This window comes from Streptomyces sp. NBC_01428 (genome assembly GCF_036231965.1).
In the GTDB taxonomy this organism is placed as follows: Bacteria; Actinomycetota; Actinomycetes; order Streptomycetales; family Streptomycetaceae; genus Streptomyces.
The window spans coordinates 3,460,621-3,474,898 of the sequence record NZ_CP109499.1; the positions used below are offsets into that span (position 1 = coordinate 3,460,621).

Annotated in this window: 6 protein-coding genes; 3 read left to right on the plus strand and 3 right to left on the minus strand. The window is 72.2% G+C overall.

Features of this window, described 5'->3' with window-relative positions:
• Positions 1 to 4: 4 nt before the first annotated feature.
• From OG406_RS14855 to OG406_RS14865, 3 genes are all read right to left on the minus strand, one after another.
• On the minus strand, positions 5 to 3,604 hold the full coding sequence (locus OG406_RS14855; RefSeq protein ID WP_329186146.1) for a UvrD-helicase domain-containing protein: 3,600 nt from the start codon (positions 3,602 to 3,604) through the stop codon (positions 5 to 7).
• Positions 3,605 to 3,762: 158 nt separating this feature from the next.
• Positions 3,763 to 7,287: an ATP-dependent helicase gene (locus tag OG406_RS14860; RefSeq protein ID WP_329186148.1), complete on the minus strand. Its 3,525-nt coding sequence runs from the start codon at positions 7,285 to 7,287 to the stop codon at positions 3,763 to 3,765.
• 246 nt (positions 7,288 to 7,533) lie between these two features.
• A complete protein-coding gene (locus OG406_RS14865) occupies positions 7,534 to 7,899 on the minus strand; it encodes an MGMT family protein (protein ID WP_266616355.1) in 366 nt (121 codons plus the stop codon).
• Between the two features lie 186 nt (positions 7,900 to 8,085).
• On the opposite strand from OG406_RS14865, the gene OG406_RS14870 reads away from it, so the two are divergent.
• The 3 genes from OG406_RS14870 (at position 8,086) to OG406_RS14880 (ending at position 14,267) form a co-directional block, all read left to right on the plus strand.
• Entirely contained in the window at positions 8,086 to 10,953 is a 2,868-nt protein-coding gene (locus OG406_RS14870) for a lysylphosphatidylglycerol synthase domain-containing protein (protein WP_329186151.1), read from the plus strand.
• Positions 10,954 to 11,053: 100 nt separating this feature from the next.
• Positions 11,054 to 12,598 (plus strand): alpha/beta hydrolase, encoded by a 1,545-nt coding sequence (locus OG406_RS14875; RefSeq protein ID WP_329186153.1) that lies wholly within the window; start codon positions 11,054 to 11,056, stop codon positions 12,596 to 12,598.
• A 115-nt stretch (positions 12,599 to 12,713) separates the two neighbouring features.
• Positions 12,714 to 14,267, plus strand: a complete 1,554-nt coding sequence (locus OG406_RS14880) for an alpha/beta hydrolase (protein ID WP_267048478.1) — start codon at positions 12,714 to 12,716, stop codon at positions 14,265 to 14,267.
• Positions 14,268 to 14,278 lie beyond the last annotated feature (11 nt).

Below are 14,278 nucleotides of genomic sequence, written 5' to 3' on the forward strand. Positions count from 1 at the left end.
GAGCCTAGCTGCCCACGGAGGCGTGTTCGTCCGGCGGTTCTCCGGGGGCCCCGTCCGAGAGGGCCGCGGGGTCCTCGGTGAGCAGCCGCTCCAGTGCCGCACGGTCCAGGAGGCGGCCGGGGCGGACGACCTCGCCGCCGCGGACGTACACGAACGCGGCTGTGACGGCTTCCAGGGGCACGCCCTGCCGCTCGGCCCAGGCGAGGCGGTACACGGCGAGCTGGAGCGGGTCCGCGGTCCGCTCGCGGCTGGTCTTCCAGTCGACGATCTCGTACGTCGTCCCGTCGCCGTCGCCGTCCTTGTAGACGGCGTCGATGCGTCCGCGCACCACGCGCCCGGCGATGGCGAGCTGGAAGGGTGCCTCGACGCGGTAGGGCGTGCGATGGGCGTAGGGGGTGCGTTCGAAGGCGTCCTTCAGGGCTTCCAGATCGCGCTCGTCGGCGATCTCGGCATCGCTGCCGGGCAGCTCGTCGGGCTCCAGCATCGGCAGCCGCAGCGCTTCGAAGCGGGACTCCACCCAGGCGTGGAAGCGTGTGCCCCGGCGTGCGGCGGGCTGCGGGGGGCGCGGCATGGGGCGGGCGAGCTCCTGCGCGAAGGCGTCCGGGTCGGAGGCGAGGCGCAGCAGCTGGGAGGCGGTGAGCGAGGCGGGCAGCGGTACGTCGGTGACGCTCGCGCGGGCACGCAGGAGTTCCCCGGTGAGCGCGTCCAGGTCGCGGTCCCAGGAGGCGAGGGTGCGGGCCTCCTCGGGCGTGAGGTGTTCGGCTCCGGGCTCCTCGGGGTGCCGGCGGGCGTCCACGGCGGGGGCGTGGCCCTGGTGCGGGACGGTCGGGCGGCCTGTTCCGTGCCCGGCCGGGCGGTCGCCGGGGCGTTCCGTCGTCCAGGAGTCCCAGTCGGAGTCGTCGCTCTCGGGGAAGGGCCCCTCGGGAAGGCCGTCACGGGTGGAGTCGTCCTCGGGGAGGTCGTCCTCCTCGTAGGCGAACGGATCGGTCTCCTCGTCGTCCTCGGACGGTGGCGGCCATTCCGGATCGTCGTGGGAGGCAGGGTCGTGGGTGGCCGTCGGACGGTGCCCGGAGGTGGCGGGGTGCGCGTCGCCGTGGGACGCGACGCGCTCCAGGTGGGCGAGCACGGTCTCCGCCGCCGCACGGCGCCTGGTGAGGGCCGCGTCGTCCAGCGGGAGCGGCCAGGCGTGGTCGGCGGACCCCTCGTGCAGGGCGGGGTTCTCCTCGTCCTCCGCGGGTTCGTCCGCCCAGGCCTCGATCTCGCCGTGTCCGGCCGCGCAGTGGTCGTAGAGGGCGTGCAGGAAGTCGGACGGGCCGCGGGGGCGCTTCTGGGACGGGCCCCACCAGTGGCCGGATCCGAGCAGGAGCGAACGGGGGCGGGTGAACGTCACGTAGCCCAGACGCAGTTCCTCGGTGTGCTGGTGCTCCTTCATGGCCTCCTGGAAGGCCTTGATCCCGCGGGCGTCCCAGGCCTCGATGTCGGGCAGGGTGTCGGCGTCGCCGCGCAGGGTGTGCGGCAGGACCTTGCCCTGGGCGGTCCACTTCTCTCGGCCCTGGCTGCTGGGGAAGGTGCCGTTGACCAGGCCGGGCACGGCGACGACGTCCCACTCCAGGCCCTTGGACTTGTGCGCGGTGAGCACCTTGACGGTGTTCTCACCGCCCGGCAGGGCGTTGTCCAGTCCCTTCTCGTACTGCGCGGCGGTGCGCAGGAAGCCGAGGAAAGCCAGCAGACTCGCCTCTCCGTCGCCGGCCGCGAACGACGCGGCGACGTCCAGGAAGTTCGACAGGGTCTCGCGGCGCCGGGCGGCCAGGGCGTGCGGGGACGCGGAGAGTTCGACCTCCAGTCCGGTGACGGCGAGGACCCGGTGCAGGACGTCCATCAGCGGGTCGGCAAGGGAGCGGCGCAGGTCGCGCAGTTCGGCGGCGAGGCGGGCGAACCGCACGCGCGCGTCCGGCGAGAAGGGCAGCCCGTCGTCGTCCCCCGGGGTCTCGAAGGGGGTCTCCAGGAAGGTGTCGAGGGCGTCCGCGAGCGATATCACCTCGGCCGGGTCGACCCCCTCGACGGCGGCGGCGAGCCGGTGGTCCGGGTCCTCGTCGGCCCCCACGCGCGCGTGGGACACGAGCAGGCGCGCCCGGCGTCCGAGGAGGGCCAGGTCGCGTGGGCCGATCCGCCAGCGCGGTCCGGTGAGCAGACGGACGAGGGAGGCGTTGGCCCCCGGGTCCTGCAGGACTTCGCAGACGGCGACGAGATCGGCCACCTCGGGCAGGTGCAGCAGCCCGGACAGTCCGACCACCTCGACGGGGATGTCGCGGGCGACGAGGGCGCCCTGGATCTCGGCGAAGTCGGTGGCGGTGCGGCACAGCACGGCGATCTCGCCGGGCGCCTTGCCGGTGCGTACGAGGTGCGCGATGGATTCGGCGAGCCAGGCGATCTCCTCGGCGTGGGTGCGCAGCAGCGCGCAGCGCACGAGGCCGTCGCGCTCGGCTCCGGGGGCGGGCCGCAGCGCCTCCACGCCCGCGTGCATGGCGCGCAGCGGCTCGGCGAGGCCGTTGGCGAGGTCGAGGAGGCGGCCGCCGCTGCGGCGGTTCTCGCTGAGCGACTGGCGGGTGGCGGGGCGTCCGTCGGAGCGGGCGAAGTGTTCGGGGAAGTCGTCGAGGTTGGCCACCGAGGCGCCGCGCCAGCCGTAGATCGCCTGGCAGGGGTCCCCGACCGCCGTCACGGGGTGCCCGGTGCCACCGCCGAAGAGTCCGGCGAGCAGCACGCGTTGGGCGACCGAGGTGTCCTGGTACTCGTCCAGGAGGACGACCCGGAACTCGTCGCGGAGGATCTCGCCGACCTCGGGCCGGGTGCGGGCGAGGGTGGCGGAGAGGGCGATCTGGTCGCCGAAGTCGAGGAGGTCGCGTTCGCGTTTGGCGGCTCGGTAGCGGCCGACCAGTTCGGCGAGTTCCCGGCGGGCGGCGGCGGCCTCGGGGACCTTGCGCAGGTCCGCGTTGCTGAGCTTGGCGCCTTCGAGGGTGCGCAGCAGTTCGGCGTCGTGGGCGCGCAGGTCCTCGGCTCGCACGAGGTGTTCGGACAGCTCGGAGTCGAGGGTGAGGAGGTCGCCGACCAGGTCGGGGAAGGAGCGGGTCAGCGCCGGGTAGGGGCCCGGCGCTTCGCGCAGCACGCGGGCGGCGAGCTGGAAGCGGGTGGCGTCGGCGAGCAGTCGTGACGTCGGTTCGAGCCCGATCCGCAGGCCGTGGTCGGTGAGCAGACGGCCCGCGAAGGCGTGGTAGGTCGAGATGACCGGCTCACCCGGCGGGTTGTCGGGGTCGATGACGTCCGGGTCCGTGACCCCCGCCTTGACGAGCGCCTTGCGGACCCGCTCGGCGAGTTCGCCGGCCGCCTTGTTGGTGAACGTCAGGCCGAGGACCTGTTCGGGGGCGACCTGTCCGGTGCCGACCAGCCACACCACGCGCGCCGCCATCACCGTGGTCTTGCCCGAACCGGCGCCGGCCACGATCACCTGCGGGGCCGGCGGCGCGGTGATGCACTCCGTCTGCTCCGGGGTGAACGGGATCCCGAGGAGCTCCTTGAGCTGATCGGGACGGGTGATACGGGCGGGCATGTCCGAGAGGCTAGCGGCGCCCGCTGACAGTGGGGGCCACATCGACGCCGGGGGCGGAAGAACCGCTGGTCAGCCCCTGTGGTGCCGTACGTCACGCAGGTGACGTCCCGCCACTCGCACCGTTCGACCCGACGACTCGGTGTCCCTTTCCGGGTAGGTCATTCGACGACCTGCCGTCCCTCCGGCCGGGCACTGCACGACGCCCGGAACGCGCAGTGTGTGCAGTGTTGTCCGGTCGTGGGCGAGAACCGTTCGTCGAGGACCTTGCCCGCGGCGTTCGCCAGGAGGTCGCCGACCCACTCGCCCTCCAGCGGCTCCTGCGCCTGCACCTTGGGAAGGGTCTCGCCGCCGTTCTTCTTGGCGGCACCCTGGCGCAGCTGGACGAGTTCGGCGCCGCCCGGGTCGGGGCGTTCGCCGTCGAAGACGTCGTCGACGGCGCCTTCGCGGACGGCGAGCTGGTACACGGCGAGCTGCGGGTGGTGGGTCACCTCGGCGGCGCTGGGCGCCTGTTTGCCGGTCTTGAAGTCGACCACGTAGGCGCGGCCGTCGGTGTCCGCCTCGACCCGGTCCATGGAGCCGCGGATGCGTACTTCGTAGGAGCCCGCTTCGAGGGTCACGTCGAAGTCGTGCTCGCTGGCCACCGGCGTGCGCCCGGTGCGGTCCATGACGTGCCACTTCAGGAAGCGTTCGAGCGCCACGCGGGCGTGCTCCTTCTCCTGCGCCGACTTCCAGGGCGCGTCGAAGGCGAGCGCGTTCCACACGGAGTCGAGGCGCTCCATGAGCACGGCAAGGTCGGCGGGGGTGCGTCCGGAGGCGACCTCGTCGGCGAGGACGTGCACCACGTTGCCGAAGCCCTGGGCGGCGGTGGCGGGCGCGTCGGCCTTCACCTCGCGCCCGAGGAACCACTGCAGGGCACAGGTGTTGGCGAGTTGGTCGAGGGCGCTGCCGGACAGCACGACGGGCTGGTCGCGGTCGCGCAGCGGGACCTTGCTCTCGGTCGGCTCGTACACGCCCCACCAGCGGTAGGGGTGCGCGGAGGGGACGAGCGGCCGGCCGTCCTCGTCGGCGAGGGCGGCGAGCCGGGCGAGGCGGTGGGCCGCCGCCTGCCTCATGCGGTCCGAGGCGCGCGGGTCGACCGTCGTGGCGCGCAGTTCCGCGACGAGCGCGGCGACGGACAGGGGGCGGCGCGGGCGGCCGGTCACGTCCTTGGGCTCCACGCCGAGTTCGGTGAGGAAGCGGGACGGCTGGTCGCCGTCGTCGGCCGGTGCCTTCACCGCGGTCACGACGAGGCGTTCACGCGCGCGGGTGGCCGCCACGTAGAAGAGCCTGCGCTCCTCTGCGAGGAGGGCACCGGGGGTGAGAGGTTCCGCGAGGCCGTCCCGCCCGATGCGGTCGGCCTCCAGCAGGGAGCCACGCCGGCGCAGGTCCGGCCACAGGCCCTCCTGGACACCCGCGACGACGACGAGCCGCCACTCCAGTCCCTTGGAGCGGTGTGCCGTCATGAGGCGTACGGCATCGGGTCGGAGCGCCCGCCGGGTCAGCGTGTCGGCCGCGATGTCCTCGGCGTCGATCTCCTCCAGGAAGTTCAGGGCCCCCCGGCCTCCGGTCCGCTCCTCCGCGCGCGCGGCCGTGGCGAACAGCGCGCACACCGCGTCGAGGTCCCGGTCGGCGTTGCGCCCGGCCGCACCGCCGCGGCGGGCGGCCCGCTCCAGGCGCTGGGGCCACGGCGTGCCCTGCCAGAGGTCCCAGAGGGCCTCCTCGGCGCTCCCGCCGCCCGCGAGACGCTCACGGGCTTTACGGAGCAGCGCGCCGAGGCGCTGGGCCCCTCGGGCGTACGCCGGATCGTGCGCGACGAGCCGCTCCGGCTCGGCCAGCGCGCGGGCCAGCAGTTCGTCGGACGGCGGCGGTACGAGGTTCCCGGCGGCGCGCTCCTCCTCGCGCAGCGCACGCCCCAGGCGGCGCAGATCCGCCGCGTCCATGCTGGCGAGCGGTGAGGCGAGGAGGGTGAGCGCGGTCTCGGTGCCGAGCCAGGCCGCGACGACCTGCCCACCGCCCGCACCGTCGGCACCGTCGGCCGAATCATCCGCGCCCTCGGAGCCCCTCGTCTCGGCTGTCTCGTCGGTGGCCCCGTCAGTGCCCTCCACGCGCGCGGAGTCCCCGAGAACCTCCCCGGCGCCCTCCACGGGCGCGGAGACGTCCCCGGCGTCCTCGGAGTCACCGGCCTCCTCGGAACCACCCGCGCCTTCGCCGGTCCTCCGCTCCGTGTCCGTATTCGACTCCGCGTTCGACTCCGCCCGGGCCACCGCCCGCAGAGCCGTCAGCAACGGCGCCACCGCCGGTTCGTGCCGCAGAGGCAGGTCGTCGCCGTCGATGTCGAGGGGGACGCCCGCGACGGTGAGCGCCCGCCGGACCGTGGGGATCGAGCGGGAGCCCGCGCGCACCAGGACCGCCATGTCGCCCCAGGGGACGCCGTCCTCCAGGTGGGCGCGGCGCAGGATGTCCGCGATGTTGTCGAGTTCCGTACCGGCCGTCGGGTACGTGTACACCTCGGCGCCGCCCCCGTCCCGCACCGGGGACAGCTCGCGGTGGGCACGTACCTTCTCGGACGGCAGGCGGGTGAGTGGCATGCGCTGGGTGAGCAGACGGGTCGAAGCGAGCAGGGTGGCGCCCGAGCGGCGGGACGTCCGGAGGACCTCGACCGGTGCCGGGCGGCCGTTCGCACGGGGGAAGGCGTCGGGGAAGTCCAGGATGCCGTTCACGTCGGCGCCCCGGAACGCGTAGATCGACTGATCCGGGTCCCCGAAGGCGACGAGGGTGCGGCGGCCACCGCCGGCCAGGGCGTGCAGCAGCCGTACCTGCGCGGGGTCGGTGTCCTGGTACTCGTCCACGTAGACGGCGTCGTACTGCGCGGCGAGCCGCCCGGCGACGTCGGTGCGCCGGGCGAGGAGCACCGCGCGGTGCACCAGTTCCGCGTAGTCGAGCACGCCCTGCATGTCGAGCACGTCGAGGTACTCGGCGAGGAAGGCCGCCGCCGCGCTCCAGTCCGGGCGGCCGATGCGCCGGGCGAAGGCCTCCAGGGCGTCGGGGCCGAGGCCGAGTTCACGACTGCGGGCGAGGACCGCGCGGACCTCGTCGGCGAAGCCACGCGTGGTCAGGCAGGCGCGCAGCTCGTCCGGCCAGCGCACGGAGGCGAGGCCGAGCCGCTCCAGGTCGGGCTGGCCCGCGAGCAGTCCGCGCACCGCCACGTCCTGCTCGGGGCCGGACAGCAGCCGCAGCGGCTCCACGAAGAGGTCGGTGTCCTGGTGGGCGCGGACCAGGGCGTAGCAGAAGGAGTGGAAGGTGGTGGCCTGGGGGGCGCGGGCTGCGCCTATGCGCAGGGCCATGCGGTCGCGCAGCTCGACGGCCGCCTTCCGGCTGAACGTGAGCACCAGGATGCGGGCCGGATCGCCGCCCCGGGCGATCCGCGCGGCGACGGACTCCACCAGCGTGGTCGTCTTGCCCGTACCGGGACCCGCGAGCACGAGGAGTGGTCCGCCGCCGTGCTCAACCACCGCGCGCTGCCCTGCGTCAAGACGAGGGGGATCCACCCGGACCGGGGCGGTGCGCACCAGTCGGTACGCGCCGCGGGTCCCCTGGCGCACCTGGGGGTGCGCCGGGTGCCTGGTGGAAGAAGTGGAGCTCACGTGGTTCGCCGGTCCTGGTGCTCGTACTGGTTGGCGGGCCCTCGCGCGAGTGGCGGTGGCCGCGGGGTGAGGGAGATGCGCGCCGACGACGGTACGCCGGTGAGGTTCACGGAAGCAGGGCTTCCGCTTCTTCCCTCACGTCACGTGCGTCCCTCGCCTCACGAACGTACGGCATGTCACGGATGTGCCTCGGTTCCCTCGTACGGGCCTCAGGTTCCTCTTCCGTCCCGTGAATGCCGGAAGCTGTCAGGTGTGACCTTCCGCCCGCTCGCCGCCGTCCCACCGCGCCCGTCTCATGTCGACGCGTGGCAGATGACCCTCGGCGGACCGGCTCGCCTCCTTCAGGGGCGTGCCTTCCGAGCGGTAGTGGGCCATCGCGTCCAGTTCATGGCCGGGCAGCAGGGTCCCGTCGGAGCGGGTGACCCGCCACCACGGCACCGCTCCGCCGTAGAGGGCCATCACCCGGCCCACCTGTCGCGGGCCCCCCTCCTCCAGCCACTCGGCGATGTCGCCGTACGTCATGACGCGCCCGGGCGGGATCAGCTCGGCGACCTCAAGGACCCGCTCCGCGTACTCCGGCAGGGCGTCCGCCGGAAGACTCTCCTCGCTCATCCGCCCCATCCTGCACCACCCCACCGACAATGTGACGCGTCGGCGACTGTGCGTATGCCTCGCTCCGGGGTGACGCTTGAGGCAGACTGTGCGACCCCGCATTTGCACCCTGATGCCCCCGTGTGTCAGTCGGGCATGCCACCATCGTGCGGGCGGTGACTGGTGATACGAGATCAAGAAGAGACCATGAGGCAGCAGGGCGTGCACCCCGAAGACGCGGAGGGCACCTCCGATGCCTCGTCACGCCCGGACACCGGCGGCGGCGAGAAGAACAAGCGGGACGAGAAGGGCACGGCCGGCTCGACTGAGGAGTCCGGGTCCGGTACGAGCGAGGCCGGCGACGCCGAGGCCGAGGCCCAAGAAGTCTCTTCCGAGGTCGAGGACACCGCTTCGCACCCCTCGGGACCGGAGAAGCGCCAGGCCGGGCAGGACTGCGACGACGAGGCCCACCCGGACGAGGTCGAGGGCGACGAACCCCTCCTCCCCGCGCGCGTGCACCGCCCCTCGGACCTCATGCGCCTCCTTGTCGGCGTGCTCGCCATCGCGGTGCTGCTCGCCATCGCCGCGTTCGCCCACGGCACCACGTCCGGTCTCGAACAGGACATCAACAAGGGCACCGGACAGGCACCCGACCTGCTGATCAAGATCGCGGGGCTCGCGTCGAGCATCGCGATCCTGCTGGTGCCCGTCGCGTTCGCGATCGAACGGCTGATCAAGCGGGACGGACTGCGCATCGCCGACGGCGTGCTCGCCGCGGTCCTCGCCCACGGGGTGACCCTCGCCACGGACCTCTGGGTCGCGAAGGGCTCTCCGGGTTCCATCCAGGAGGCGCTCACCCAGCCCTCTCCCGGTGACATCCACGCCCTCACCGACCCGGTCCACGGCTATCTCGCGCCGGTCATCGCCTATATGACGGCCGTCGGGATGTCCCGCCGACCACGATGGCGCGCGGTGCTCTGGGTGGTGCTCCTGCTCGACGCCTTCTCCATGCTGGTGACCGGCTACACGACGCCGTTCTCGATCATCCTGACGGTCCTCATCGGCTGGACGGTCGCCTACGGAACGCTGTACGCGGTCGGCTCTCCGAACGTGCGGCCCACCGGACGGACCCTCATGGCGGGCCTGCGGCACGTCGGATTCCACCCGGTCAGCGCGGCCCGTGAGGAGACGCCGGAGACCACCGAGAACGGCGACCGTGGCCGGCGGTACTTCGTCGCCCTGGAGGACGGCCCGCCCCTGGACGTCACGGTCGTCGACCGTGAGCAGCAGGCGCAGGCCTTCTTCTACCGCGCCTGGCGCCGGCTGACGCTGCGCGGCATCACCACGCGCCGCAGCCTCCAGTCACTGCGCCAGGCGCTGGAACAGGAGGCTCTCCTCGCGTACGCGGCCATCGCCGCGGGGGCCAACGCGCCCAAGCTGATCGCCACCTCCGAACTGGGCCCCGACGCCGTGATGCTCGTCTACGAGCACACCGGTGGCCGCACCCTCGACTCCCTGCCCGACGAGCAGGTCACGGACGATCTGCTGCGCGACACCTGGCACCAGGTGCAGGCGCTTCAGTCCCGCCGCATCGCGCACCGCAGGCTCGCCGGCGACGCGATTCTGGTGGATCGTTCCGGCAAGGTGATCCTCACCGACCTGCGCGGCGGTGAGATCGCGGCCGGCGACCTCCTGCTGCGGATGGACGTCGCCCAGCTGGTGACCACCGTGGGACTGCGCGTGGGCGCCGAGCGCGCGGTCGCGTCGGCGGTCGGCGTACTCGGCCCGGACGCGGTCGCGGACTGCCTGCCGATGCTCCAGCCGATCGCGCTGACCCGCAGCACGCGCGCGACCCTGCGGAAACTGGCCAGGGAACGCTCGCAGCGCGAGCGGGACGCGGTCCTGGAGGCCTCCCGGCAGGCCAAGCTCGCCCGCGCCGAGGAAACGGCGGAGGCGGCGGAGGCGGCGGCACCCGTCTCGGAGAAGAACGCCAAGAAGGCCGTCCGTGCGGAACAGCGCGCCGAGAAGCGGGCCCTGGACGAAGCGCTGGACGAGGCGCGCGAGGAGGACCTGCTCAGCCAGATCCGCCACCAGGTGCTGCTGATCAGACCGCAGGCACCCGTCGAACCCGCCCGCCTGGAGCGGGTCCGGCCGCGCACTTTGATCAGTTTCATCGCCGGGGCCATCGGCGCGTACTTCCTCCTGACCCAGCTCACCCACATCGAGTTCGGGACGCTCTTCGACAACGCCGAGTGGGGCTGGGTCGCGGCGGCCGTGCTGTTCTCCGCACTGAGCTACTTCGCGGCGGCGATGAGCCTGCTCGGCTTCGTACCCGAGCGCGTGCCCTTCATGCGGACCGTGGCGGCTCAGGTCGCCGGCTCGTTCGTCAAGATCGTCGCCCCCGCGGCGGTCGGCGGTGTGGCCCTGAACACACGCTTCCTGCAGCGTGCCGGCGTCCGGCCCGGGCTCGCCGTCGCGAGCGTCGGCGCCTCACAGCTGTTCGGGCTCGGCTGCCACATCCTGATGCTGCTGTCCTTCGGCTATCTGACCGGCACGGAGAAGACGCCGTCCCTGTCGCCGTCCCGCACGGTCATCGCGGGTCTGCTGACGGTCGCCGTGCTCGTCCTCGTGGTGACGTCGGTCCCGTTCCTCCGCAAGTTCGTCTCCACGCGCGTGCGGTCGCTCTTCGCGGGTGTCGTCCCGCGCATGCTCGACGTGCTCCAGCGTCCGCAGAAACTCGTCACCGGCATCGGCGGCATGCTGCTGCTGACGGCCTGCTTCGTGATGTGCCTGGACGCGTCGATCCGCGCCTTCGGTCACGAGGAGCCGACCACGCTCAGCCTCGCCAGCGTCGCCGTCGTCTTCCTCGCCGGCAACGCGCTGGGTTCCGCGGCACCGACCCCCGGCGGCGTCGGCGCGGTCGAGGCGACCCTGACGGTCGGTCTGATCGCCGTCGGCCTCCCCAAGGAGGTCGCGGCCCCCGCGGTGCTCCTGTACCGGCTGCTCACGCTGTGGATCCCGGTGCTGCCCGGCTGGCTGTTCTTCAACCACCTGACGCGCAAGGGCGCGCTCTAGGACACCGGCCGGAGCTCCCTCGTCAGGGCCTCGTGGCGCACGCTCACCCACACGGCTCGCGCCCCGAGCGCGCCGCCGCACGCGCCCTCAGGATGGGAGCATGCCGAACCCGTCCCAACTGCGCGCCGCTGCCCTGACCGTCACCGCCGTTCTGCTGGCCGCTTGGTCGACCGGCTGCAGCAGCGACTCCAAGAACGAGGATCTGACGGCACAGAAGCTCAGCTGGAAGGAGTGCCCGGCGCCGTCCGATTCCGAGGGTGGCGGCAGCGCCCCTTCGCCCCTGCCGGGCGGTACGGAGTGGCAGTGCGCCACCTTGAAGGCGCCCCTCGACTGGGCGGACCCCAAGGGCGACACGATCGGGCTCGCGCTGATCCGGGCCAGGACGAGCGGCGACGCGAGCAAGCGCATCGGCTCGCTCATCTTCAACTTCGGCGGCCCCGGCGGCTCGGGAGTCACCACCCTGCCCGCGTTCGGCAAGGACTACGCCGCGCTGCGCACCCGCTACGACCTGGTCAGCTTCGACCCGCGCGGTGTCGGCCGCAGCGCCGGTGTGGAGTGCGAGGACGACCAGCAGCTCGACAAGTACTTCCAGCAGGACGCGACCCCGGACGACGCCGCCGAGACGCAGGACCTCCTGGGGAACACCAGGACGTTCAACGCGGCGTGCGAGAAGAACTCCGGCAAGGTCCTCCCTCACGTGCGCACCACCGACGCCGCGCGCGACATGGACCTGATGCGTCAGGTGCTCGGCGACGACAAGCTGCACTACTTCGGCATCTCGTACGGCACCGAACTGGGCGGGGTGTACGCCCACTTGTTCCCCAAGAACGTGGGACGCGCCGTGTTCGACGGGGTCGTCGACCCGACACAGAACCCGGAGCAGAGCTCGCTCGGCCAGGCCAAGGGCTTCCAGCTCGCGCTCGACAACTTCGCCGACGACTGCACCTCGAAGGTCGAGGACTGTCCCATCGGCGACACCGCCCAGGACGTCAAGGACCGGATCGCCAAACTGCTGAAGGACCTCGAGACCAAGCCGATCCCCGGAATCTTCCCGCGCGAACTGACGCAGACCGCCGCGACCAACGGCATCGCACAGTCGCTCTACTCGAAGGACTTCTGGGAGTACCTGACCGAGGGGCTCCAGCAGGCGTACGAGGGCGACGGCAAGGTGCTGATGCTGCTGTCCGACTCGATGAACGGGCGCAACGAGAACGGCACGTACAGCAACATCACGGCGGCGAACATCTCCATCAACTGCGCCGACGACAAGCCGCGTTACAGCGCGGACTTCGTGCGGTCGAAGCTCCCGGAGTTCCGGTCCGCCTCCCCGTTGTTCGGCGACTACCTGGCCTGGGGCATGGTCAGCTGCACCGACTGGGCGGTACCGGGCGCCGCGGACCACCCGGACGTCAGCGCTCCCGGCGCGGCCCCGATCCTCGTGGTCGGCAACACCGGTGACCCGGCAACCCCGTACGAGGGGGCGCGGAAGATGGCGGACGCGCTCGGCAGGGGTGTGGGCGTCGAGCTCACGTACAAGGGCCAGGGACACGGGGCGTACGACAGCAAGAACAAGTGCGTGCAAGGCGCGGTGAACGGCTATCTGCTGCAGGGCACCGTGCCCTCGGCCGGAACCGTCTGCTCCTAGAAAGTCGCAGGTCAGAGCGTTATCCACAGGTCTCGGCGCGGTCGGCGGCCGGCGCCTACTATTGCCTGCATGTGATCCGCGCATTCGGGCGGAGCACGGGCAAGGGGGGACGCTCATGACACGTTTCGCTCGGTGGACGGCCGCTGCCGCCGCCGCGTTGCTGGTGGCCGGCTGCGGCGGGGGATCGTCCGGTGACGGCAAGGACGAGGGGAAGAACAGCGACGGGCCGTCGGCCGCGGCGCCGCCCTCCACGGGGTCGCCGGGGTTGCCCGCCTCCCTGACCGCGCAGAAGCTCGACTGGGGCCGCTGCAAGGCCACTTCGGACGCGCCCGCGCCAGGGAGCGGCTGGCAGTGCGCCACGCTCAAGGCACCCCTCGACTACGCGAAGCCGGACGGCGGGACGATCGGTCTCGCCCTCATCCGCTCGAAGGCGACCGGCGGCCAGAGCAAGCGCATCGGCTCGCTGTTGTTCAACTTCGGCGGCCCCGGCGGCTCGGGCGTCTCCACCATGCCGTCGTACGGAAGCGCCGTCGGCCCCCTCCACGAGCGGTACGACCTGGTGAGCTGGGACCCGCGCGGAGTGGCCGCGAGCGAGGGTGTGCGGTGCCGCACGGACAAGGCCATCCAGGCCTCCGAGTCCGTCGACGCCACGCCGGACGACGCGGCGGAGGAAGCGGCCTACTTCCAGGACGCCGACGACTTCGGCAAGGGCTGCGCCAAGGCGGCCGGGAAGCTGCTGTCCCACGTGTCGACGACGGACACGGCCAAGGACATGGATCTGATGCGCCAGGTCCTCGGCGACCGCAGCATGCATTACTTCGGTATCTCGTACGGCACGGAACTGGGCGGTGTGTACGCCCACTTGTTCCCGAAGAACGTGGGACGCCTGATCCTGGACGCCGTGGTCGACCCCGGTGCCGACACCGTGGGCCACGCCAAGAACCAGACGCTGGGCTTCCAGCGCGCCCTGGACGACTACCTCAAGTCCACCGGGCAGAACCCCGGGCAGGGGTCGCGGAAGATCGCGGACCTGCTGAAGCGGATCGACGCGAAGCCGCTGCCCACCTCCAGCGGGCGCAAGCTCAGCCAGACACTGGCCCTCACCGGCATCGTGCTCCCCCTCTACAGCAAGCAGGGCTGGCCGACACTCACCGAAGCGCTGAAGGACGCCGAGGGCGGGGACGGTTCGGCCCTGCTGCACCTCGCCGACGGATACAACGAACGCGACGCCTCAGGGCACTACGGCACGACGACGCATTCACAACGGGTCATATCGTGCTTGGACGACAGGCAGCGGCCGACTCCGGAGGAGACGAAGAAGCGGCTGGCCGAGTTCGAGAAGATCTCCCCCGTGTTCGGCGGCTTCATGGGCTGGGACACGGCGGGCTGGTGCCACGACTGGCCTGTGGCCGGGCAGTACGACACCCCCGAGGTGAGCGCGCCGGGCGCCGCTCCGGTCCTGGTCGTCGGCAACACCGGGGACCCGGCGACTCCCTACGAGGGCGCCCGCAGAATGGCGGACGAGCTCGGCAAGGATGTCGGGGTGGAGCTGACCTGGAAGGGCGAGGGCCACGGCGCCTACGGCAGTGGGAGCGACTGTGTCGACTCAACCGTGAACAGCTATCTGCTGGACGGGGCGGTGCCGAAGGACGGCAAGGTCTGTTCATGACGACGGCGGGG